We start from the raw sequence: 23032 nt of genomic DNA on the forward strand, positions 1-23032 counted from the left end.
GCATCCCCTTCCCTTGCTCCCTGACACGCTCTCCACCGCCCCCGTCAGTGAAGCCCTGCGCCCCCTGCTGCCCGACCTGAGCGTGGGCGCCGTGCTAGGCTTTGCCACCGGCTACGCGCTGAAAAGGCTGGGCCGCCTGGCCCTGCTGGCGCTGGGGCTGCTGTTCCTGACCCTGCAACTGCTGGTCTCCTTCGACCTGGTCACCGTGAACTGGCCGCGCGTGCAGGCCCTGGCCGACCCCCTGCTGCGCCAGGGCGGCGAGCTGGGCACCGACTGGCTGGCCCGCGTCCTGACCGCCCGGCTGCCCTTCGCGGGGGCCTTCACGGCGGGGCTGCTGCTGGGCCTGCGGGTGCGCGGGTAGGCAGGCGGGGGCGCCCGGCGGGTTACAGGTACGCCAGCGCCCAGTCGGCCTGCCCGTGGTCCTGCCCGGCGCGCAGCAGCGCCAGCCCGTCGGGGGCGGGGTCGCGGTGGTGGGGAAGTCCAGAGGCCAGCGCCTCGAACTCCTCCAGCGGCAGCTTGCGGGGCGGGTGGACCACCCCAGCCACCACCCCGCCGCGCACCTCGTAGACCGCGCCGTACACGTTGCCGCGCCGGGCGTCGAGCGAGACGGCGACCCGGCCTTCCGGCCCAGGTCCGTCCACCCCGCGCACCAGCGCCTCCAGGGTGGCTACGCCGCGCACGGGCGCCCCCCACACCCGCCCCAGCCCCAGCGCGTAGCTCGCGCCCACCCGCACGCCGGTATAGGACCCCGGCCCGGTGCCGATCACCAGCGCGTCGGCGCGGAAAGGCAGTCCGGCGCGGCCAAACAGCGCGCCGGTCTCGTCGGCCAGGCGCTCGGCGTGGGCGCGGCCCACCTCCTGCGAGAGGGTGAGGGCGCCGCCGGGCCAGCTCAGCGCCAGGGTCAGGAAGGGGGTGGCGGTGTCCAGAGCGAGGGTGACGGGGGCGGCGGGAGCGGACATGGCGGGCATTGTAGGGTGGCCCGGTGGGGGCGCTGTCACCAGGCCAGGGACGTGAGGGCGGGGCGCGGGATTCGGGGCGCGGCGGCGCGGTGGTATGGTGGGCGCACCATGACCAACACCGCCAACGTCGCCAAGGGCCTGGAAGGCGTCCTCTTCACCGAGAGCAAGCTGACGTTCATCAACGGGTCCGAGGGCATCCTGACCCACCTGGGCATCCCGATTCAGGAGTGGGCCGAGAACAGCACCTTCGAGGAACTCTCGCTCGCGCTGCTGGACGGCAAACTGCCCGGCGCCGCCGAGCTGGCCGCCTTCGACGCCGAACTCAAGGCCAACCGCGCGGTCCCGCAGGCGCTGCTGGACGTGATCGCGGCCATGCCCCGGGGCGTGCACCCCATGCAGGCGCTGCGCACGGCCGTCTCTTACCTGGGCCTGCTCGACCCCCAGGCCGAGGAGACCAGCGAGGCGGCCCGCCGCGCGATCTCGGTGCGCCTGATCGCGCAGTTCTCCACCGTGATCGCCGCGGTCAGCCGCGCCCAGGACGGCCAGGCCGCGGTCGCGCCGCGCATGGACCTGACCCACGCCGGGAACTTCCTGTACATGCTGACCGGCAAGGAGCCGTCCCCCGAGCAGGCCCGGCTTTTTGACATCGCGCTGGTGCTGCACGCCGACCACGGCATGAACGCCTCGACCTTCACGGCCATCGCCACGGCGAGCACCCTCAGCGACATGTACTCCTGCGTGACCTCGGCGGTGGGCGCCCTCAAAGGCCCCCTGCACGGCGGCGCCAACGAGGCCGTGATGGACATGCTCGACGAGGTCGGCACCCCCGAGAAGGCCGAGGCCTACATCACCGACAAGCTCGACCGCAAGGAAAAGATCATGGGCGTGGGCCACCGCGTCTACAAGTACTTCGATCCGCGCTCGCGGGTGCTGCGCGACTACGCCGAGCACGTCGCCAGCAAGGAAGGCAAGAGCACCTACTACCAGATTCTCGAAACCATCGAGAAGATCGTGGTCGAGCGCATGGGCGCCAAGGGCATCTACCCCAACGTGGACTTCTACTCGGGCACGGTGTATTCCGACCTGGGCATCCGCAAGGAATATTTCACGCCGATCTTTGCGCTGGCCCGCATCAGCGGCTGGTGCGCCAGCGTGATCGAGTACACCCGCGACAACCGCCTGCTGCGCCCCGACGCCGTGTACACGGGCGAGCGCGACCAGACGTACGTCCCGCTGCAAGACCGCGCGTAAGCCGGGAGCGCCCCGGCGAGGAGGCCAGAGCATTGCACGCTCTGGCCTCCTCGCTGCCCGCCTCTCTCAGGCGTGCAGCGGCTCGACCACCCAGGGGCCGTAGTGGTTGACAAAGCGGGCCTGACTGTCGCGGAAGGCCTGCGCGATCTGGGCCACCGTGCCCGGCTGGCCGCTCACGTCCACGCTCAGGACGATCTCGCCGCGCGCCAACGCCCGGGCATACTGCTCGACGTGGCCGCGCTCGTCGGTCATGCCCTGCATCATGCGCAGGAAGCGCCCCCACAGGCCGTGGTGGGCACCGTCCTCGTCGAGGGCGCGCTGGCCGCCTTCGCCCACGATCATCTGCACGTCCTGGTCGCCCAGGCCCAGCGCGAGCAGCCGCGCCGTGCACTGCTGCACGTCCTCCAGCGCGCCGAAAATGCCGTAGACGCGGCCCCGGCTAAAGAGCGTGAAATGCGCGGCGCCGGGCCGCGCGGCGGGACGGGAACGGGTGGGCATGGGCGCCTCCTGAGGCTGGGCCGGAGCGCGGCACACCTCCGCCCCGGACTGGGAAGGGCGGGCGGCGGAACGCGGCGCGGGCGAGGTGCAGCTTGGAGGTTGACTCCCAGGGTACTCCGGCTTTCCCCGCCGCTGCTGGGAGCCGGGACACAAGTCGGCCCCGCCTGGACGCTGGCTCCCCCCGCCGCTTGCGCAGCGCGGAGGCCGGTGCATCCGGCCCGGGAGGCCAGAGGAACAGACCCCCGGCGCGGCGCCAGAGGTCCTGGGGGCGGTGCGCTTTGCGGGTGGGGTGGCCTGTCATGGGGCCGGGCTGAGCTGGCTCAGGCGCTCAGGCCCTTGCCGCCGTGCAGGGTGCGCTCGACGGCTTCGGTCACCTCGGCCTCGAAGCGGCGCAGGTGCTCGCGCAGCCGCTCCAGTTCCTCGGCGCCGAGGTCGCGCAGCCACAGCACCGCGCGGCCCAGCACGGCAAAGGTCAGTGGCGCGTCCTCCCCCAGGTCCTCGTCGTCCACGGGGTCGAGGTTGAGGGTGCCGTAGTCGAGGCCCTGGTTGAGCAGGTTCATGCCCATCAGGATGTCGGGCAGGGCGTCTTCCTCGACGTACAGGTCGAGGTCGAGATGCAGGCGGACGATCACGCCGCCGCGGTGATCGGCGTCGGCGAACAGCGCCACCCGGCTGTCGCCGTCGCGGACGAGCGCCCCGTCCTCGACCGCCTCGACGCTGAGGCCGCTGGCCTCCAGGGCGCGCATGATGCGCTGCAACTCGTTTCGCGGGGCCGTCATGGGGGGGAGTATAGACCGGGGGCCGGGCCGCGAATCGGCGGCGCGGCGCCAATCTCCCGACGCCGCTGCGCTACCCGTGGTACACCCAGGCCCCCTCCTGCCAGGTGCGCGCGAGCTGCCCCAGCAGGCGCAGGTGCTCGGCGTGCGCCAGCGTCTCGGCCAGGGCGAAGCGCCGCCCGGCGGTGTTCAGGTCGCGCGGAAACATGGCGAGGCTCAGGGCGTAGGCGCTGCGGGCTTCTCGGCCCGCCTCGGCGCGCACGAAGTCCAGCCGCTCGTGGTGGTGGCCCCGCAGCTCGCGCGCGCGCGCCTGCACGCCCGTCATCAGGGGACCGTGGTGGCCGACCACCGCCCGCGCCGGATTGAGCGCTTCGAGCTTGCCCAGGGTCTGGAGGTAGTCGCCCAGCGGATCGGGCCGGGTGTAGGCGTACAGGCCGATGTTGGGGCTGATACGTGGCAAGATCGCGTCCCCGGCGATCAGCAGGCTTTCTTCTGCATTCCAGAGGCCCAGGTGCCCGTCGGCGTGGCCGGGAAGCCACAGCACCTCCCACTCGCCCCCCGCCAGCGGGACGAGCTGGCCCTCGCGCAGCGGCTGCACGCGCGCGGCAGGCTGCACGCGGTCGCGGGTGCGGCGGCTGTCGTGCTCCAGCGTCGCGAGCAGTTCGGGCGGCAGGCCGTGGTCCTGCATATGCTTGACATGTCCCGGCAGCCAGTCTTCCCAGAGGTGCCAGTAGCGCTCGCCGCGCCCGATCTCCACGTCGAGCAGCTGCACCGCCGCCCCGCTGCGCTCCTCGACCAGCCCCGCCAGCCCGTAGTGGTCGGGATGGTGGTGGGTGATGATCACCCGCTCCACGTCCGGCCAGTGCAGGCCCAGTTCGGCCAGACCGCCCTCGATGGCGCCCCTGGCCTCGGGGGTGTCGAGGGCCGTGTCGATCAGCGTCACCGGGCCGGCGGTGTCGATCAGGACCGTGACGGTCTTCATGGGGTAGGGAATCGGGACCTGGAGGGCGTGCAGCGTCCCGTGGACGCGGGTCAGGGCGGAGACCGTCATGCGGCGAGGCTACCACCGCCGGGCGGCCCCGCCGGGCCGGGAAGCCTCAGGGCTGGAGGGTGACCGGCTCGACCTCGAACGTCCCGCTTCTCACCCGCAGCCACGCGCAGGCCACCGGCAGCCGGAAGCGCCGGGGTCCTGCCGAGCCGGGGTTGAGGAACGTCACGCCGCCGCGCTGCTCCAGCCCTGGCTGATGCGTGTGGCCCGAGACGACCAGGCTCACTCCCGCCACCTGCGGCGAGAGGTCGAGGTCTTGCAGGTCGTGCAGCAGGTACACCCACACGCCGCCGAGGTCGAGCAGCAGCGTTGTGGGCAGCCGGGAAAGCGGCGGCGTGCGGTCCACGTTGCCGCGCACGGCGTGGACCGGGCCGGGGGTGGCCTCCCGCAGCGCTTCCAGCACCGCCTCTTTGCCCACGTCGCCGGCGTGCAGCACGGCGCCTGCCTGCCGCGCCAGCCCCAGCACCTCGGGGCGCAGCAGACCGTGGGTGTCCGAGAGAAGCAGCACCTGCATGCGCCGAGTCTAAGGGGAAGGCACGGCAAACGCGCCCCCACTCGGGAGGGCGCGCTCGGCAGGCTGGAGTTACAGGCGGCTCTGGATGGCGCGCAGGCTGGCGCTGTCGGCCCAGCTCAGGCCCTTGTCCACGTAGGTGCGGGCGGCGGCGCGGTCACCGCGCTGGAGGGCCAGGTAGGCGAGCTTGGCAGCGCTGAGGCTGGCCCACTGCTTCTCGGTGTCGTTCAGCTCGCCGAGGCGGTTCCAGGTGTTGTAGGCGTTGATCCACCACTGGGTCTTGGTGTAGAGCTGCCCCAGGTAGGCCTGGTAGTCGCGGTTGCCCGTCTCCTGGTTGGCCGCGTAGAAGGCGTGGTCCACGGCGGCCTTCCACAGCGTGCGGTCGTAGAAGGGGACCGGGTAGGCCACGTCGGCCTGCACGGCGTACTCCTGGGCGCGGGCGAAGTTGTCAGTCGCGCTGAGGGTCGCGGGCGCGGGCAGCGCCGTGTCCTGCTGGGTCGTGGTGGTCTCGGTCGTCGTGGTGGTGGTCTCGGTGGTCGTCGTGCTGGTGTCCGTCGTGGGAGGCGTCGGGGTAGTGTCCTGCGCGGCAGCGAGGCCAGCCAGGGCAAACGCGGTCAGCATGAGAATCTTTTTCATATCGGAACGCATCTTAGGACGCTACCCTGACGGGCGTCCATCCGTCCCCACACCCTGTAAAGGGACTGTAAAGGAGCTTACCTTCACATGAGAAAAACGCTGATTCTCTCACTTGCCCTGGCCCCGCTTGCCCTGCATTCGGTCCAGGCCCAGACGGCGCCCGGCGCCCCCGCCTCCCCCCAGATCAGCTGGTTCAAGGACCTGAAAGTGATGTCCAGCGTCGCCATCGGTGAAGGTGGCGACCTCGTCTTCGTGGGGTCGGACTCGCGGATTCACCGCACCGACGCGCGCGGCGTCGAGAAGTGGAACTACGCGGCGGGCGACATCGGGCGCGCCAGCCCGGTGGTCACCCCCCAGGGCGGCGTGATCGCGGCGTCCTACGACGACCACGTGTACGCGCTCGACGGGTCGGGCAAGCTGCTGTGGCGCACCAAGCTCGACGGGGACATCTTCGCCAGCCCCGCCCTGCGCCCCGACGGCAGCGTGGTCGTGGCGACGGCGGGCGGCAGCGTCTACGCGCTCGGCCCCCAGGGGCAGGTGCTGTGGACCTTCAAAGTCGGGGCGCCGGTGTTCAGCAGCCCGGCGGTCGCGGGGGACGGCACCATCTATTTCGGCGCCCAGAACAACCAGCTGCACGCCCTCACCCCGCAGGGCCAGCTCAAATGGGCCTTCCGGGCCGGATCGCTGGTGTTCAGCAGCCCGGCGCTCGACCGCCAGGGCAACATCTATTTCGGCTCCAGCGACCGCCGCATCTACTCGCTCTCGCCGGACGGCAAACAGCGCTGGGTGCGCTCCACCGGCCTCTTTGTGAACGCCAGCCCCATCGTGACGGGGGACAACCTGGTGGTGGTGGGCAGCTACGACGGCAACGTGTACGCGGTCAACACCAGCGGCGAGGACGAGTGGGTCTACGCGGCCGGAGCGCCCGTCGCGGCGGCGGCGGTGCAGCTCGCGGACGGCAGCGTGGTCGTGCCCGACCTGAGCGGGACCGTCCACGCCATCGGTCCCGCCGGGCAGCCGCGCTGGAAGATCGCCAGCGGCAAGAAGATCGACACCAGCGTGGCCGTGAGTGACCAGGGGGTGCTGTACTTCGCCACCGAGGGCGGCGGCCTGAGCGCCGTCGCCCGGCAGGCGCCGCTGGCCGACGGTCCCTGGACCAGCTTCCGGGGTGTGCCCGCCGGGTGGGGCCGCGCGCTGACGGTCGCTGAGGCGGCCACCCGCACGGCCGCCAAACGCGCTGCGGTGGCCGCCGTGCTGGCGCAGGCGCCTGCCGCTGGCAACGCTCCTGGCAACGGTGCGGCGCGGCCCACGGCTCCCCGGCCCACCCCCGCTCAGGTGACCCCCCCCCAGGCGACGACGCCCCCCTCCCGCCCGGCGGCGCCCGCCGCTCCGGCCGCGCCCACCCGCACGCCCGAGGGCTACGCCCAGGCCGCCGGTCAGGCCGCGCGCAACATCGGCGGGCTGGTCCACCTCCCGCTGACCGAGGTGGCCGGGGCGCTGGGCACGCCTGTGCGTCTGCTCACGCCGCGCGCGGTCACCCTGGCCCTGCCCGCCCAGGGCGCGGCGACGGCGGCGGTCCAGACCCTGCCGGTCCGTTTCGTGGGCCGCGTCGCCTTCGTGCCGCTGGCGGCGCTGGCCGACCTGCCCGGCGTGAGCGTGGCGGCCCGGCGTGCCCCGGCAGGCGTCAACCTGACCTTCGCGGGGCGCACGCTCACCTTCCCGGTAAACCTCCCGGCCCTGGCGCCGCTGGTCGCCGCCCCCGAATACCAGCCGCTCGTGCGCCGCTGACGCCTGAGCCTGGCCGCGTCCGGAGGGAAAGGCGCGGCCAGGCTGCCTGCTTCCGGGGGGTTCCCCCTGGAGCCATCAAAAAACCCGCCGTGATGGCGGGCTTTCTGGGTGGTGGAGTCGAGGGGGATCGAACCCCTGACCTCGTCATTGCGAACGACGCGCTCTCCCAGCTGAGCTACGACCCCACGTTTTCGCGGCTGGCCCCCTCACAAAAGGGCGAGGCAGAATCTAGCACGCACCTTCCGGGCGCGCAAGGGGCGGGGGGGGGGCCAGCCGCGCGGGACCGCCTCCGGGACCTCCCTCACCGGGGCCGCGTAGACTCCTGGGCATGAGTGCCCCCTCGACGCCCGCCCAGCCGTCCCCGCCGGCCCACGAGGACCGCTTCGCCCACAAGTTCGGCCAGGAGGGCATCACCTTCGACGACGTGCTGCTGCTTCCCCGGCACTCCACGGTGCTGCCGCACGAGGTCGGCGTGGGGACGCAGCTCACCCGGCGGGTGCGGCTGAACATTCCCTTCGTGTCGGCGGCGATGGACACCGTGACCGAAACGGCCATGGCGGTGGCGATGGCCCGCGAGGGCGGCCTGGGGATCCTGCACAAGAACATGCCGGTGGACGCGCAGGCCGAGATGGTCCGCAAGGTCAAACGCAGCGAGAGCGGCATGATCGTCGACCCCATCACCCTGCCGCCGGGCGCTTCGGTCGGGGACGCTGAGCGCCTGATGGGCGAGTACCGCATCAGCGGCGTGCCCATCACCGATCCCGCCGGGCGGCTGCTGGGCATCATCACCAACCGCGACCTGCGTTTCGTGGAGGACCCGGCGACGCCCATCCGCGACGTGATGACCCGTGAGGAGCTGGTGACTGTGCCCGTGGGCACCACCCTGGAAGAAGCGCAGGCGATCTTCAAGCGCACCCGCATCGAGAAGCTGCTGGTGACCGACGCGGAAGGCTTCCTGAGGGGCCTGATCACCATCAAGGACCTCACCAAGCGGGTGAAGTATCCGCGCGCCGCCAAAGACGACCTGGGCCGCCTGCGGGTGGGCGCGGCCATCGGCGTGGGCGCCGACCTGATGGACCGGGCGGGCGCGCTGGTCGCGGCGGGGGCCGACGTGCTGGTGCTCGACAGCGCGCACGGCCACAGCCAGGGCATCCTGAACGCGCTGGCGCGGGTCAAGGAGACTTTCGACGTGGACGTGATCGCCGGGAACGTGGCGACCCGCACGGGAGCGCGGGACCTGATCGCGGCGGGGGCGGACGCGGTGAAGGTGGGGATCGGGCCGGGATGTTTTGCCGCCGGAACCCGCGTCCTGATGGCGGGCGGATACTACAAGAACATCGAGGACGTGAGGGTCGGCGACCGCGTGTTGAACATGCACGGGCAACCTGTCACGGTCCTGAACTCGTGGTGTACAGGCATCCGCGAAGTCGTCGCGGTGCGGCATGTCCACGCCCCGCGCGAGACGTTGGTCACGCCCGATCACCGTTACTGGGTAGGCGACCTGACGACCGTGAACGCGGCGTCCGTGAGTTCCAAGGGCTATGCCCGCTCACTGGCCCAGCCGACCCGCTTCGGCGAGGGCAAGCTCCGGTGGAAGGCGGTGGGGGAGACGCAGGGCGACGTGTTCCTGATGCCCCGTCAGCTCCACTTCGAGTTGCCCAGCTCGCTGGACATCAACCTGGGCGACTTTGCCGCCCGCCAAGGACAGCTTGAGCGGCGGTACCCGACGCGGATTCGGGAAAGCTATGATCTCGGCTACCTTTTCGGCACCTTCCTGGGCGATGGACACGCTTTCCTTAACCACAACGGCAGTGAGACCCGCGTGGGGTCGGAAATCGGGCGTGTGGACTGGTACTTTTCCCATGAGGAAGGGGAGATCGCCGACAAGCTGAGCGCGGCGGTTGCAGGGGTCACGGGTCAGACTCTGGCGCGGCAGCGTGTGGGAAACGTTCTCCACCTGCGTCTGTCCTCGCTGCCGTGGGCACGGCTCCTGGCGCAGTTTGGCAAGCGTCAGCACAAGAACTTGCCTCAGGCTTATCTGGCGGGGAACGGAGAGTACCTGCGCGGCCTGAAAGACGGCCTGATCGACAGTGACGGGTACATCGATGCCGATGGCCGCCAGTGCTTCGTGAACTCCTCGCGCGAGTTGCTGGAGCTGTTCGGGCTGCTGTGCCACCTGACCGACGGCAGTCTGCCGAACATGTCCGTCGAGCCGGGCAACCCGGGTGGCCTTCAGGGCGTGAAGGGCGACCTTCTCGACTCCTACCGCGCCCGGCTGAATGTCTCGCACGCCGCCCGGCAACTTCCCGAGTACGGGGCAGTCAAGCCGCTCTCACGGCGGGAACTCGGTCTCAGCCTGCCCGTCTACGACATCGAGGTGGATTGCCCGACCCACAGCTTCATCGCCGACAACGCGGTTGTCCACAACTCCATCTGCACCACCCGCGTCGTCACGGGGGTCGGCGTGCCGCAGATCACCGCGATCTTCGAGGCCTCGGCCGCCGCGCTGGAAGCCGGAATCCCGGTGATCGCGGACGGGGGCATCAAGCAGACGGGCGACGTGCCCAAGGCCATCGCGGCGGGGGCGAGCGCGGTGATGATGGGGTCCATGCTCGCCGGAACCGACGAGGCCCCCGGCGAGGTCGTGCTGCGCGACGGGCGCCGCTACAAGAGCTACCGGGGTATGGGGTCGCTGGGCGCGATGGACCAGGGATCGAGCGACCGCTACTTCCAGACGGGCAGCCGTAAGTTCGTGCCCGAGGGCATCGAGGGGATCATCGCCTACCGGGGCACGGCGGGCGAGGTGCTGTACCAGTTTGTCGGCGGCCTGCGCAGCAGCATGGGCTACTGCGGCGCGCCCGACCTGGATACCCTGCGCCGCGAGGCCCAGTTTGTCCGCATCACCGGGGCCAGCCTGATCGAGAGCCACCCCCACGGGGTCACCATCACGCAGGAGGCGCCCAACTACGGCGGGAAGTAGGGGCGCGGGGGGCACGGGAGAGGCGGGCTGGCGCGCGGACCGGGTTCCAACCCCCTCTTCCACGTTCCGCTACCCTCTACCCTGGGAGGCATGAAGCGTCTGCTCTCGGCCCCGCGCGAACCGGTCAACGCCCTGACCCACTGGGGCGGGGTGATCGCCGCGCTGGTCGCGCTGGGGCCGCTGCTGGGGTGGGCGGGGGCGCGCGGGCTGGCGCTGTGGCCCTTCGTGGTGTTCGGGCTGAGCATGGTGGGGCTGTACGCGGCGTCGGCCAGCTACCACTCCTTTCGTCCCGGCGAGCGCGGACTGCTGTGGCTGCGTAAGCTCGATCACGCGGGCATCTTTCTCCTGATCGCGGGCAGCTACACCCCGGTCGCGTATTTCGGGCTGGAGGGCCGCTGGCAGACGGGGGTGCTGGGCCTGATCTGGGGGATCGCCGGGGCCGGCATCCTGCTCAAGCTGCTCACCATGCGCCTGCCGCGCTGGGTGAGCACGCTGCTGTATCTGGGGATGGGCTGGCTGGCGCTGGCCTTTTTGCCGCAACTCGCGCGCAACCTGCCCCCGGCGGCGATCTTCTGGCTGGCGGCGGGCGGCGTGCTGTACTCGGTCGGCGCGGTGGTCTACGGCACCCGGCGCTGGAACCCGCGTCCGGGGACGTTCGGGTTCCACGAGATCTGGCACCTCTTTGTGCTGGGCGGCACGGGCGCGCACCTGACGATGATGTTTCACCTGCGCTAGGGCCGGGGGGGCCGCCGGAGCGTCAAGGGTCCCTTTCCTTTAGGGATTCCTGACGTGCCGGGGGGCGGCGCGGCCGTACGCTACCCGCAGCCCGGTCCCCCTTCAGCGCCGGTCCTCCCCGCCGGAGGTGTCACCATGTACCTGCGTATCGACAAGCTACAGTTCGACCTGCCTCTTCCCGAAGAGCGCAACCCCAACGCTGCCGCCACCGTGCAGGAGCTGTTCGGCGGACGCTTCGGGGAGATGTCCACCCTGATGAACTACACCATGCAGTCGTTCAACTTCCGGGGCAAAAAGGAACTCAAGCCGTATTACGACCTGATCTCCACCATCGCCACCGAGGAGCTGGGCCACATCGAACTGGTCGCGGCGACCATCAACGCGCTGCTGGCCGGGCCGGACGTGAAGGGCCGCGAGGACCCGGCCGACCCCACCACCACGCCGCTCGACTTTTCCATCCACATGCGCAACGCCCAGAACTTCATCGCGGGCGGGCCGGGCGCGATGGTCCAGGACTCGCGCAACATCCCCTGGACGGGCGACAACGTGTTTTCCAGCGGGAACCTCGTGCTGGACCTGCTGCACAACTTCTTCCTGGAAAGCGGCGCGCGGCAGCAGAAACTGCGGGTGTACGAGTCGGTGTCCGACCCGGTCGCCAAGGCCCTGACCGGCTACCTGCTGGTGCGCGGCGGCGTGCATCAGGTCGCCTACGCCAAGGCGCTGGAAACCCTGACCGGCGTGGAGATGACCAAGATGCTGCCGGTGCCGCACATCGCCACCGAAAAGATCCCCGAATCCAAGCGGCTGATGGACCAGGGCATTCACCTGCGGCTCTACCGCATGAGTCCCAGCGACTACACCGACCTGGGCAAGATCTGGAAGGGGCCGCACCCCGACGACGGCCAGGAGGTCTACGTGACCGACGAGCTGCCGGCCGGCGGGGAAACGGTGGACGGCGGCCACGACTCGGCCGAGTTCTCGCCCGAGTACTCCATGGACGAGATCATGGAAATCGCCCGCAACCTTCACAAGAAGTCGGGGCTGAAAGACTGACCTCACTCTCCTCGCAACAGGCAGAGGCCCCCGCCCTGAGAAGGTGGGGGGCCTCTGCCTGTTTGGTTTCCGCTGTTGCGGCGCCTGGCCTACGCCCCCACCGCGCCCAGCACCCAGCCCTGCACGGTGCGGATGATGTTCCCGATGGGTCCCTGGGCAAGCAGGATAAAGAGCATCACGATCACGAAGCTGAATGGCTGGGCCTCGAACTGAGCCAGGCTGCGGCCCAGCGAGGGAATGAGCGCGCCGATGATGCGGCTGCCGTCGAGCAGCGGAATCGGGATCAGGTTGAAGACGGCCAGCACGATGTTGACGCTCAGCACCGTCAGCAGGATGCTCCCGAGAACGGCGGCCGGTTTCAGCAGGACGAGGAGGCCAGCGCACAGCAGCGCGATGAGGATATTGCTCAGCGGTCCGGCGGCCGACACCCACATGGTGCCCCAGCGCCCCAGGTTGTTCGGATTGATCGGCACCGGCCGCGCGAAGCCGAATCCCGCGATCAGCAGCAGCAGCGTGCCGAAGGGGTCGAGGTGCTTGCCGGGGTTGAGGGTGACGCGCCCGAAGCGCCGGGGCGTGGGGTCCCCGAGGCGGTCGGCGGTGTAGGCGTGCGCAAACTCGTGAACGGTCAGCGACAGCGCCAGCGCGAGCGCGATAATCACGAACGCGAGGGGGTTGGTACTCAGCAGACTGAGAAGCATATGGGCAGCATTCTACGGAGTACCCGCGCCGCTCACCGGATGCCCCCTCACGGCCCCAGGTCCGCGCCGCACAGGTAGGCCGCCAGCGCTGCCCGTTCCTCCTCCGGCGAGCGGACCTCGCCGGATCGCCGCCGCGCCGCGAGGTGGGCCAGCGCCGCCCCCACCGCCGGGCCGGGCGGCACGCCCAGGGCGAGCACGTCCCGTCCAGTCAGGGCCGGGTAGGCGCGGGGCCGCAGCAGGCCGCGCAGCACGCCTTCCGGGCTGCCGGGGGAGGCGGGACCGTCGCCCAGCGCGCGGGCGAGCAGCGCGGCAGCCTTCTCGCCCAGACCCAGGCGACCGGCGAGCGCGGCGGGGTCGGGGGCGGCCGAGAGCAGCGCGGCGGCGTAAATCTGGGGGGGCACCGGCAGTCCCGCGTCCTGCCGGGCGTCCAGCGCTTCGAGGCGCGGGAGCGCTCCAGCGGGCAGCAGCGCTCCCGCCCCCCAGCCCTCCAGCCTCCGGGCGGCCCGGCCCGGACGGGGTTCGTGCAGCAGCAGGCGCAGCTCGGCGTGCAGGCGGGGCGTGCGCCCGGCCATCGCCAGGGCGGCGGGCACCTGCCGCCGCAGCTCGGGGTGGGCGCTCAGGTCCAGCCGGGCCGCCAACCGGGCCGCCCGGACCAGGCGGCTGGCGTCCTCGTGCAGCGAACGCGGGTGCAGGGGCCGCAGGGTGCGCGCCTCCAGGTCGGCCAGCCCGCCGGGAACCTCCAGCAGCGCTCCGGGGCCGCCCGGCCCGACTTCCAGGGCCAGCGCGTTCAGCCCGAAGTCGCGCCGGGCGAGGTCGTCGGCCAGGGTGCCGGGGACGGGCCAGGGGTTTTGCCCCGGCACCGGGTAGCTCTCGCGCCGCGCCCGCACCAGGTCGGCACGCCGCCCGTCCGGCAGGGTCACGGTCGCGTTGCCGAAGGCGGGATGGATCAGGTGCGGCAGCCCCGAGGCGGCGGCCAGCGCCCCGGCGTCTTGGCCCTCCACCACCACGTCGAGGTCGAGGGGCGCTGCTCCCAGCAAGGCGTCACGGACCGCGCCGCCCACCAGGGCCACCCGCGCTCCCGGCGCTGCCCGCGCCGCCAGGCCCATGAGCCACGCGCGGTCGCCGGGCTGGAGGTTGCCCCAGGCGCCCGCAGCGCCGCGGCCCCCCGGCCCGGGCCGCCCGTTACTGGAAGGAAGCTGCATCCAGCGTAACCGGCACGTCGAGCAGCTGGCCGCCCCGCAGCGCCCGCAGGGTCACGCGGTCGCCCGGCTCCTTGTCGAGCAGAGCGGCCTGGAGGTCTTCGAGGGTGTCCACCGGCTCGCCGTCCGCCCCCACGATCACGTCGCCGCCCAGCACCAGCCACCCGCCCGCGATGGCCTGCGCCCGCCCGCCGCCGCGCAGGCCCGCCCGGGCGGCGGGGGAGTCCGGCACGACCCGGCCGACCAGCAGCCCGGCCGGGGGCAGGCCCAGGTCGCGTTTGACCTCGCCGATCAGCGCGCTCAAGCCGGCGGCGGCGGTCTGGCCCCGGCCCTCCACGATCAGTCCGGGGACGAGGCCCACCCGGGGGGCCGTGACCACGCCGCCCTGTGCCCGTTGCAGCCGGGGCAACAGGCTCCGGGCCGTGTTGACGGGAATGGCGAAGCCGACGCCCGCGCTCTGCGCCCCCCCAGTCACCGCGCCGCTGGGCGAGTAGATCTGGGTGTTGACGCCGATGACCCGGCCCGAGGAGTCCAGCAAAGGCCCGCCCGAGTTGCCGGGGTTGATCGCCGCGTCGGTCTGGACCGCGTTCTGGGTGATGCCCTCGCCGATCGGGCTTTGCGAAAACCCGATGGGCACCTGCCGCCGCGCGCTGCTGACGATGCCCTCCGACACGCTGAAATCCAGGCCAAAGGGCGCCCCCATCGCAATGGCCTTTTGCCCGGCGGCCAGCGCGCCGCTGCCGCTGTCGCCCAGCGGAATCGGCCGGATCAGCGCCGGGCGCAGCCCCTCGGGGCGAATCAGCGCGAGGTCGTACTGCGGGGCGACCCCGATCACGCGGGCGGGCACCGATTCCTCCTGGCCCAGCACCCGGACGAGGATGCGGTCGGCGGTGCCCTCGCCGCCCGGCCCCGCCACGACGTGGTAGTTGGTCAGGATGTCTCCCTGCGCGTTCACGAAAAAGCCGCTGCCCAGGCCCTGCTGCACCTGCGCCGCGAACAGGTCGGGAAACGGCGTGGGCAGCAGCACCCGCTGCTGGGTGGTGATAAACACCAGCCCCGGCCCGGCGCGCCGCACCACCTCGACCGTGTTGCGCTCGTTCTGGAGCCGCGCCTGCGCTTCCGCCTGCACGGCGCTGGTTCCCGCCGTGCCTGCCCTTCCCGGGGCGGCCAGGGGCGCGGCGGGCGGGACCGTCTGCGCGAAGGCGGAGGGCACCTGATCCCGCAGCAGGGTGGCCCCCAGTCCCATCCCCACCAGCACCAGCGCCGCGCCGAGAAGTGGTTGGTTCATGGGGGCATTATTCGGGTCGGCCCGGGGGGACGGGGGCCGCCCCTTCACCGCGTGCCTACGAAGTTTCTTCATCTCGCTCGCCTTTTGGCGAGGGGGTCTCACCCCGTGCCGGGCCATGTCCCCAGTCGCCGGGGCGCCGCCCAGCGGCGAGGCGGGCCGAGGCCCCTAGGCCCGGGCGCGTTCGCGCGCCGCGTCGAGGCCCGCGATCTCGCCCGGGGTGATCTGGTAGTGCTCGCCGCACCAGTGGCAGACGATCTCCTGCCCGCCCGTCTCGATCATGTCCTGGCGTTCGCCCTGCTCGAAGAATTTCAGGCTGTCGAGGGCCTTTTGGCGTGAGCAGCGGCACTGAAAGCGGGCGGCCTGAGCGCCCGGCGCCAGCACAGGGTCGAGGCCCTCCGTGGCGGTCAGCAGGGCTTCGAGCAGGCTGCCCCGCCGCAGGTGGTCGGTGAGCTGCCCCATCGCGCGGATGTTGGCCTCCAGCCGCGCCAGCGCCGCGTCCGTCACGCCGGGCATGGCCTGCACCAGCAGCCCGCCCGCCCGGTGGACCCGCCCGCCTTCCTCGTACACACCCAGCAGCACGGCGTTGGGAATCTGCTCGGAGACGCCCAGGTAGGTGCTCACGTCCTCGGCGATCTCGCCGCTGACCAGCTGCACGCTGCCGGTATAGGGTTCGCCGTTGTCCAGCAACCGGGTGACCGCCAGCTCGCCGTCCACACCCACGATGCCGCTCACGTCGAGTTTGCCGTCCGCCTCGCGCAGCGGCAGGTCGGCGCCGGGTTCGCGCACGTAGCCGCGCAGCCGCCCGTCCGCGCTGCCCTCGGCCACGATCCAGCCCACCGGGCCGCCGCCCTGCACCCGCAGGGTCACGCGGCTGTCCGGCTTCTTGCCCAGCACCACCGCCAGCAGCGCCGAGGCCGCCAGCGCCCGCCCCAGCGCCGCCGTCGCCGTCTTGCTGAGGCCGTGGCGCAGGCGGGCTTCCTCCACGATCTGCGCCGCGTCAATGCCCACAAAGCGCAGGGTGCCGCCCGCCGCCGTGCCGCGCAGCACGAAAGAATCCGCAAAAGCGTCCGAAGTCATTAGGAAATCCTACACAGCCACACTCAAGGCCGGTGTGGGAGGTCTTTCATTCGCGGCCCTCACTCCCGCCGGGCCGCGCGGCCGGGGCGGCGGGAGGAGGACCCGGCCTGCATACTTCTGCCCTGGCGATGCAGCACTCGCCGCCCCGGCTGCTCTTTTTCACCGCCGTCACGGCAGACGCCTCCGCACATGGTGTATAGACCTCATCGTCTTGTATGCAGAACCCTCATCCGCCGACTCTAGCCTGCTATCGTGTCGCGGCTCAGCGTGGAGCGGTGGCCGCGGCGCCCGCTGGCGCAGACCGCTCCTGCGGGTCACCTTCCGGCGACGCCCAGCCAGGGGTGTGCCGGGCCGCCTCCGCCACTCCACCGGGTTCTTTTTGCCTGCGCACCACCAAGCAGCAGTTCAACCGCTCAAGGAGTCACCATGACGATTCTCAATGTCCGCCCCCGCCGCCCGCTGGGCCTGCTGGCCCTGACCACCCTGGCCCTGACCCTGGCGGCCTGTGACGACCGCGCCGAGACGAACACCGACACCTCTTCCGGCACCACGGCCACGACCGAGGGCACCGGAACGGCCGGGGGCACTGGCACCGCTGGGGGTGGCACCGCTGGGGGCACCGGCAGCGCCGAGGGGACCGGGGCGGCGGGAAGCGGCCCTGCGGCCGGCTCGGTGCTAGTGTACCAGAGCAGCGCCGACATCCCGACGCTCGACCCCGGCACCTCCTACGACACGGCCTCGGGCGCCGTCGTGGAAAACCTTTACGAGACGCTGGTGACCTACCAGGGCAACAGCCTGACCGAACTCCGGCCGCTGCTGGCGACCGAGTGGAACGTCGCCAATGAGGGCACCGAGTACCGCTTCACCCTGCGCGACGGCGTGCAGTTTCACACCGGCAACGCGTTCAAGTGCGCCGACGCCGAGTACACCTTCCGCCGCAACCTGGTGACGAACACCAGTGACAGCGGCAACTGGTTCCTCTCCGAGAGCCTGCTGGGCACCGGGGCCAACGCCAACGACGACGACTCGGTCACCTGGGACAAGATCAGCAGCGCCGTGCGCTGCGACGGCGAGACGCTGGTGTTCACGCTGCCTCAGGCCGACCCGGCGTTTCTCTCCAAGCTGGCCTACGCCGGTCAGAGTGTGGTGGACAGCGCCCACGCCAAGGAAATCGGCGAGTGGGACGGCACCGAGGCGACCTGGCGCGAGGCCGTGGGCAAGGACCTGACCGACAGCCCGCTGTCGCAAAACCCCAGCGGCACCGGGGCCTACCGCTTCGTCAGCCGGGACGCCAACAACCTGCGTGCCGGAGCCTTTGCGGACTACTGGGGCGACAAGGCCAACATCGAAAACGTGCTGCTCCAGCTGGTGCCCGAGCAGGCTGCCCGCCAGCAGGCGTTCTTGCGCGGCGACGCCGACATCATCGAGACGGGCGGGCGCCCCATCATCGAAGAGCAGCTGCGGGGCAAGCCCGGCGTGGCGATTCTCGACAACCTGCCCGACACCACCGCCTTCGGGTTCACCATGAACCAGGCCATCAAGGGCGAGGGGCGCCTGGGCAGCGGCAAGCTCGACGGCCAGGGCATTCCCGCCAACTTCTTCAGCGACGTGGACGTGCGCCGGGGCTTCATGTCGGCCTTTGACGTGGCGACCTACATCGAGGAAGTGCAAGACGGCAAGGGCGAGCCGCGCAACTTCCTGCTGCCCGAGACCTTCCCCGGCTACAACGAGGCGGTGGAGGCGCCCAAGTTCGACCTCGACGCGGCCCGCGAGGCCTTCCAGCGGGCCTGGGGCGGCCAAGTGTGGGAAAACGGCTTCACGGTGAACGCCAGCTACCGCGCGGGCAGCATTCCCCAGCAGACCGCGATGGAGCTGCTCAAGCGCAACATCGAGTCGCTGAACCCCAAGTTCCGGGTCAATATCGAGGCCAAGCAGTGGAGCCAGATTCTCGAGGACGGCAACGCGGGCCGCGAGATCATGATCAACACCGGCTGGGCGCCCGACTACGCCGACCCCGACAACTTCGTGCACACCTTCTACTCCAGTGACGGCTACTATCACTCCCGCACCAACTTCGAAGACGAGCAGATCGACGGCTGGGTGCAAGAAGCCCGCACGACCACCGACAGCGAGCGCCGCAACGAGCTGTACACCCAGATCGCCGAGCGCGCCCGCGACCAGGCCTACTACATCCTGATGCCCAGCAACCCCGGCATCGTCGCCTACCGCGACAGCCTCCAGGGCATCAGCGAGGACACCTTCAACCCGATGACCTCGTTCATCACCGGCACGCTCTGGAAGGACCTCAGCAAGAACTGAGCCTGCCCGCCTTCTGGTCGCGCAGAGCCGCCTTCCACAGGGGAGGCGGCTTTTTTGGGGCGCCGGGGCGGGTATCCTGCCCCCATGCACGACGCCGACCCCCGCCCCGATGCCGCCGCGCGGCCCATCACGCTGCTGCTGGTCGACGACCATCCGGTGGTCCGCAAGGGCACCCGCGAGCTGCTAGAGGGTGAGCCGGACCTGCACGTGATCGGCGAGGCCGACAGCGGCGAGGACGCGGTGGCCAAGGCCCGGCAGCTCACTCCCGACGTGATCCTGATGGACGTGTCGATGCCCGGCATGAACGGCATCGAGGCGACCCGGGCGATCAAGGCCTTCTTGCCCGGCGTGGGCGTGCTGGTACTGACCAGCTACGACGACGACGCCTACGTCTTCGCGCTGCTGGAGGCGGGGGCAGCGGGCTACCTGCTGAAAAACACCTCGGAAGATGACCTGCTGGGCGCGGTGCGGGCAGTGGCGGCCGGAGAGAGCGCGCTGCATCCTGCGGTCGCGCGCAAGGTGCTGGAGCGCTTCAGCACCCAGCAGACGCCCAGCCCGCCCGAGGACGCCCTCAGCCCGCGTGAACTGGAGGTCTTGCGGATCGCCGCTACCGGGCGCACCAACAAGGAGATCGCGCGCGACCTGGACATCAGTCCGCGGACGGTGCAGGTTCACCTCGCCAACATCTTTTCCAAGCTGGGGGTGGGGAGCCGCACGGAAGCGGTGCTGTACGGGATCAAGCGGGGGTGGATCGATCCGAAGCTGCTGTGAGGGGGCAGAGTGGCCGTGGTGGGGCAGGGGGTCTTGATGGCGGTTTGCCCCCACCCCCAGCCCCTCTGCAAGCAGCTCTGCGAGTCCCCCCAGAGGGGGCAGGCAGGGGAGCAAGGCGCTGCGCTCGGCAAGGACAGATGGGCGGCGCTGGTGGGCGTCGTATTCAGCTGGAATGTTTGATCTCGGTGCGGCCCCATCGTGGCCACCGTCTCGCTTTGCGATTGAGGCGTGGGCAAGGCGGTGCGGCCTCTACTCGCCCTCACCTGTGCGGCGTCCGCTGTGCCCGTTTCTGGGAAAGCTCAGGCCACGGCGTTGTTGTTTTTCCCTCTTGATTCGCAGAGCTGCGGAGCCGAGGGGATGAGCGGGCCGGGCGTCACAGGGCCAATGGGAAGGGTCAGCCTCTCTATTGCGGCGACCCGACGCTTGCCGCCTCCCTCCCAGCTCCACAAACGCTCTAACATCGGCCCAGTTTCCCTTTCCTCCCCATGACCCTGCCTCCCTTTCCCCCCGAGCTGAGCGCCGCGCCGACCGTGCGGGCGTTCGGGGCGGCATTGGCGTCTTTCGCGTGCCAGTCGGTGCGGGCGCACGGGGTGCAGGTGTGGGCGGTGGTGGGTGGGTCGCTGGCGGTGGTGGGGGAAGAGGGGCGGGGGCTGGGGCTGAGCGACGGCACGCTGGCGGCGCGGTCGCTGGCGGCGGGCGGGGTGCTGGAGGAGGGGATGCTGGTGTGCCTGCCTTTTGGCGCGGGGGTGCTGGAGTTCGTCGGGGCCGACCCGGAGGGCGTCGAGCGGCTCTCGGGCCTGGCGCCGCTGCTGACGCTGGCGCTGGAGGGCGTGCAGGCGCGCGAGGTGCGGCGGGGGCGGGGCCGGGTGGCCGAGACGGTCGAGCAGCTGGTGCGGCGGCTGGGGGGCAGCCTCGACCTGGCCGAGGTGCTGACCGCGACCGCCGAGAGTGCGGCGCTGGCGCTGGGCTTCGGGCGGGCGTTCGTGGGGCTGTTCAGCGAGGTCGGAGCGCAGGGTGCCCGGACGGGCGAGGTCTTTACCCACGGCTTCGACTCGGCCTTCACGGGGGGGATCGACGTGGGGCCGGTGTCGTTCGGGCGGCTGATGGAGCGCGGCGAGGTGATTCTCTACGAGCGGGGGCGCGACGCGGGCACGCCGCTGGCGCAGGGGCTGGCCGAACTTGACCCCGAGGTGGCCTTGATCGCGCCGCTGAGCGCGCGGGGGCGGCCCCTGGGCGTGCTGTACGTGGACAGCCGCTCGCCGGGGGCGCGGGCGGGCGAGGACGACACCTGGCTGGTGCTGGCGCTGGCCGAGCAGGCCAGCCTCGCCATCGACAATGCCCGGCTGTACGGCATCGAGACCCGCAAGCGCGAGGCCGCCGAGGCGCTGCGCGAGGCGGGCGCGGCGCTGGCGAGCAGCCTGCACCTGCGCGACACCCTCTCGCGGCTGCTGGAGCGGGCCACCGCGCTGTTCGGCGCCGACGCGGCGGGCGTCTACGAGCTGCAACCCGATGGCCGCACCCTCACCATCCGCAGCGCCCTGGGGTTGTCCAGCGAGTACGTGTTGCGGGTGCGCGCCAAGGTCGGCCCCGGGGTGACCGGGCGGGCCGCCCAGCGCCGCGAGATGGTGGTCGCCCGCGACCTCACCGACCAGCACCTGGGGGGCAGCAGCCGCTACACCCGCCAGTTGCTCGCCCAGGGCCAGTATCCCTACCGGGGCGTGATCGGGCTGCCGCTGGGGACCCGCGCGGGGGTCTTCGGGGTGCTGACCCTCTACTGGCAGGCCCCGCTGCCCCTCGACGCCGACGACCTCGCGCTGGCGGAGGTGTTCGCAGCCCAGGCCAGCCTCGCCATCGAGAACGCCCGGCTCTACGAAGAAGAGCTGCGCCGCGAGCGCGAGGCCGCCGTGCTGCTGGGGGTCGGGCGGCTGCTCGCTGAGGACCAGAGCGACCGGGCGCTCTCGGAGGCCGCGCGGCTGGCGACCCTGGCGCTGAACGCCGGGCGCGGGTTGATCGCGCTGACCGGGGACGCGGCGAGCGGGGAGGCAGGCCGGGAGGTCACCCGCTGCGCCACCTTCAATCTGCATCCGCCGGGTCCCGCCGAACTCGCCTCGCTGATGGCCCAGCTCGGGCGCGGGCCGAGGCCGCTGACCCGGCGCCACGCCCTGCCGGTGGCGGGCAGCGCCCTGATCGTGCCCCTGCGCGGCGATCCGGGCGCAGGCGGGGCGGGCGACCTGCTGGGCTTCCTGTACGCCGACGACCCCGGTACCGAGGCGCCGGGCGACCGGGCGCTTCAGCTCGCGCGCAGCGTGGCCGACCAGATGGCGCTGACCCTGACGCGCGAGCGCCTGCTCTCGGCCCTGGCCCGCGAGGAGGCGCGCTACCGCCAACTGGCCGAGGGCGCCCACGACCTGATTCTCAGCGCCGACCCCGGCGGCACGGTGACCTACGCCAACCCCGCCGCCACCCGGCTGCTGGAGCCGCACAGCGGGCCGCTGGTGGGGGCGCCGCTGCTGGACCTCGCCACGCCCGCCACCCGCCCGGCGCTGCACGCCGCCTGGGACGCCGCCTTTGCCCACCCCGCCGGGGGCCGCGCCGAGATCGAGGTCGGCCCCTACCGGCTGGAGGTGCGCCTCAGCGCGGTGCGGGCCTCGGGTGGGGGGCCGGACGGCACGGCGGCCCACAGTGTCCTGACTGTCGCCCGCGACCTCTCGGAACTCCAGACGCTGGCCGCCGAGATTCAGCGCCGGGGCCGGGCACTGGAGGCCGCGACCAGCCGCCAGAGCGAGCTGCGCAGTTACCTCGCCCTCTTTACCCAGGCGCAGGAGGAAGAGCGGCGGCGCATCAGCCGCGAGCTGCACGACGACACCGCGCAGGTGTTGATCGCCACCAGCCGCCGGGTCGCGCGGCTCGCCCGCGAGCTGGACGGCGACCACAAGGGCCGTGTGGACGACATCCTGGCCGACTTGCAACAGGCCATCGAGAGCGTGCGCCGCTTTGCCCGCAACCTGCGCCCCAGCGTGCTCGACGACCTCGGGCTGCTTCCGGCGCTGGAATGGCTCGCCGGACAGGCCCACACCGACACCCGGCTGGAGGTCAGCGGTCCCGAGCGCCGCCTGACCCCCGCCCTTGAACTCACCGTGTTCCGGCTGGTGCAAGAAGCGCTGACCAACGTGGACAAGCACGCCGGGGCGCACAGCGCGGCCATCCGGGTGGCCTACGGCCCCGGCGGCGTGCGGGTGGCCGTCACCGACGACGGCCAGGGCTTCACGCCGGGGCAGGCGCTGGCCCGCGCCCAGGGCGGCCACCTGGGCCTCATCGGCCTGCGCGAGCGCGTGGCCCTGGCCGGGGGCCTCCTCGACGTGGAGAGCGAGCCGGGCCGGGGCACCACCCTGACCTTCACGCTGCCGGGGTGAGCTGGGAAAATCCGTAAGGCGGTCAGCCCCCT

General features: G+C 71.6%; 19 protein-coding genes and 1 tRNA gene. 9 read left to right on the forward strand and 11 right to left on the reverse strand.

The window, feature by feature from the left end; genetic code table 11:
* Window positions 1–13 precede the first annotated feature (13 nt).
* A complete protein-coding gene (locus HNQ09_RS13085; protein ID WP_184030088.1) occupies window positions 14–361 on the forward strand; it encodes an FUN14 domain-containing protein in 348 nt (115 codons plus the stop codon).
* 22 nt (window positions 362–383) lie between these two features.
* Here HNQ09_RS13085 and tsaB read toward each other — a convergent pair whose 3' ends face one another.
* A complete protein-coding gene (gene tsaB, locus HNQ09_RS13090) occupies window positions 384–959 on the reverse strand; it encodes a tRNA (adenosine(37)-N6)-threonylcarbamoyltransferase complex dimerization subunit type 1 TsaB (protein ID WP_246363350.1) in 576 nt (191 codons plus the stop codon).
* 108 nt (window positions 960–1067) lie between these two features.
* Between tsaB and HNQ09_RS13095 the strand changes: the two genes are divergently transcribed.
* Window positions 1068–2210, forward strand: coding sequence for a citrate/2-methylcitrate synthase (locus tag HNQ09_RS13095; protein ID WP_184030095.1), 1143 nt, complete (start codon window positions 1068–1070; stop codon window positions 2208–2210).
* Window positions 2211–2276: 66 nt separating this feature from the next.
* On the opposite strand, the gene HNQ09_RS13100 is transcribed toward HNQ09_RS13095, so the two are convergent.
* The 5 genes from HNQ09_RS13100 to HNQ09_RS13120 form a co-directional block, all read right to left on the reverse strand.
* Window positions 2277–2708 (reverse strand): hypothetical protein, encoded by a 432-nt coding sequence (locus HNQ09_RS13100; RefSeq protein WP_184030098.1) that lies wholly within the window; start codon window positions 2706–2708, stop codon window positions 2277–2279.
* A 320-nt stretch (window positions 2709–3028) separates the two neighbouring features.
* Window positions 3029–3487 carry a hypothetical protein gene (locus HNQ09_RS13105; protein ID WP_184030100.1) on the reverse strand — a complete coding sequence of 153 codons (459 nt, stop codon included), beginning with the start codon at window positions 3485–3487 and terminating at the stop codon, window positions 3029–3031.
* Window positions 3488–3557: 70 nt separating this feature from the next.
* Entirely contained in the window at window positions 3558–4535 is a 978-nt protein-coding gene (locus tag HNQ09_RS13110; RefSeq protein ID WP_184030103.1) for an MBL fold metallo-hydrolase, read from the reverse strand.
* Between the two features lie 46 nt (window positions 4536–4581).
* Entirely contained in the window at window positions 4582–5046 is a 465-nt protein-coding gene (locus tag HNQ09_RS13115; RefSeq protein ID WP_184030106.1) for a metallophosphoesterase family protein, read from the reverse strand.
* Window positions 5047–5115: 69 nt separating this feature from the next.
* Window positions 5116–5679 (reverse strand): hypothetical protein, encoded by a 564-nt coding sequence (locus HNQ09_RS13120; RefSeq protein ID WP_246363351.1) that lies wholly within the window; start codon window positions 5677–5679, stop codon window positions 5116–5118.
* Between the two features lie 87 nt (window positions 5680–5766).
* On the opposite strand from HNQ09_RS13120, the gene HNQ09_RS13125 reads away from it, so the two are divergent.
* On the forward strand, window positions 5767–7467 hold the full coding sequence (locus HNQ09_RS13125; protein WP_184030112.1) for an outer membrane protein assembly factor BamB family protein: 1701 nt from the start codon (window positions 5767–5769) through the stop codon (window positions 7465–7467).
* A 109-nt stretch (window positions 7468–7576) separates the two neighbouring features.
* Here the strand turns inward: HNQ09_RS13125 and HNQ09_RS13130 are convergent.
* Window positions 7577–7652: transfer RNA gene (locus HNQ09_RS13130), tRNA-Ala, on the reverse strand.
* Between the two features lie 143 nt (window positions 7653–7795).
* Between HNQ09_RS13130 and HNQ09_RS18960 the strand changes: the two genes are divergently transcribed.
* The 3 genes from HNQ09_RS18960 to HNQ09_RS13155 all read left to right on the forward strand — a co-directional run bounded on the left by HNQ09_RS18960 (window position 7796) and on the right by HNQ09_RS13155 (window position 12235).
* A complete protein-coding gene (locus HNQ09_RS18960; protein ID WP_246363352.1) occupies window positions 7796–10447 on the forward strand; it encodes an IMP dehydrogenase in 2652 nt (883 codons plus the stop codon).
* Window positions 10448–10537: 90 nt separating this feature from the next.
* Entirely contained in the window at window positions 10538–11182 is a 645-nt protein-coding gene (gene trhA, locus HNQ09_RS13150) for a PAQR family membrane homeostasis protein TrhA (protein ID WP_184030115.1), read from the forward strand.
* Window positions 11183–11317: 135 nt separating this feature from the next.
* Window positions 11318–12235, forward strand: coding sequence for a manganese catalase family protein (locus HNQ09_RS13155; RefSeq protein WP_184030118.1), 918 nt, complete (start codon window positions 11318–11320; stop codon window positions 12233–12235).
* Between the two features lie 89 nt (window positions 12236–12324).
* On the opposite strand, the gene HNQ09_RS13160 is transcribed toward HNQ09_RS13155, so the two are convergent.
* The 4 genes from HNQ09_RS13160 to hslO all read right to left on the reverse strand — a co-directional run bounded on the left by HNQ09_RS13160 (window position 12325) and on the right by hslO (window position 16497).
* A complete protein-coding gene (locus tag HNQ09_RS13160; protein WP_184030121.1) occupies window positions 12325–12933 on the reverse strand; it encodes a site-2 protease family protein in 609 nt (202 codons plus the stop codon).
* A gap of 47 nt (window positions 12934–12980) precedes the next feature.
* Window positions 12981–14135 carry a tRNA nucleotidyltransferase/poly(A) polymerase family protein gene (locus tag HNQ09_RS13165; RefSeq protein ID WP_184030124.1) on the reverse strand — a complete coding sequence of 385 codons (1155 nt, stop codon included), beginning with the start codon at window positions 14133–14135 and terminating at the stop codon, window positions 12981–12983.
* Window positions 14116–15420, reverse strand: a complete 1305-nt coding sequence (locus HNQ09_RS13170; protein ID WP_184030127.1) for a S1C family serine protease — start codon at window positions 15418–15420, stop codon at window positions 14116–14118. Before HNQ09_RS13170 ends, HNQ09_RS13165 begins: the two co-directional genes overlap by 20 nt.
* 165 nt (window positions 15421–15585) lie before the next feature.
* Entirely contained in the window at window positions 15586–16497 is a 912-nt protein-coding gene (gene hslO, locus HNQ09_RS13175; RefSeq protein WP_184030130.1) for an Hsp33 family molecular chaperone HslO, read from the reverse strand.
* A 426-nt stretch (window positions 16498–16923) separates the two neighbouring features.
* On the opposite strand from hslO, the gene HNQ09_RS13180 reads away from it, so the two are divergent.
* From HNQ09_RS13180 to HNQ09_RS13190, 3 genes are all read left to right on the forward strand, one after another.
* On the forward strand, window positions 16924–18816 hold the full coding sequence (locus HNQ09_RS13180) for an ABC transporter substrate-binding protein (RefSeq protein WP_184030133.1): 1893 nt from the start codon (window positions 16924–16926) through the stop codon (window positions 18814–18816).
* An 84-nt stretch (window positions 18817–18900) separates the two neighbouring features.
* Window positions 18901–19587, forward strand: coding sequence for a response regulator (locus HNQ09_RS13185; RefSeq protein ID WP_184030136.1), 687 nt, complete (start codon window positions 18901–18903; stop codon window positions 19585–19587).
* Window positions 19588–20072: 485 nt separating this feature from the next.
* Window positions 20073–23000: a GAF domain-containing sensor histidine kinase gene (locus HNQ09_RS13190; protein WP_184030139.1), complete on the forward strand. Its 2928-nt coding sequence runs from the start codon at window positions 20073–20075 to the stop codon at window positions 22998–23000.
* Window positions 23001–23032 lie beyond the last annotated feature (32 nt).

This window comes from Deinococcus budaensis, from assembly GCF_014201885.1.
GTDB classification, from domain to species: domain Bacteria; phylum Deinococcota; class Deinococci; order Deinococcales; family Deinococcaceae; genus Deinococcus; species Deinococcus budaensis.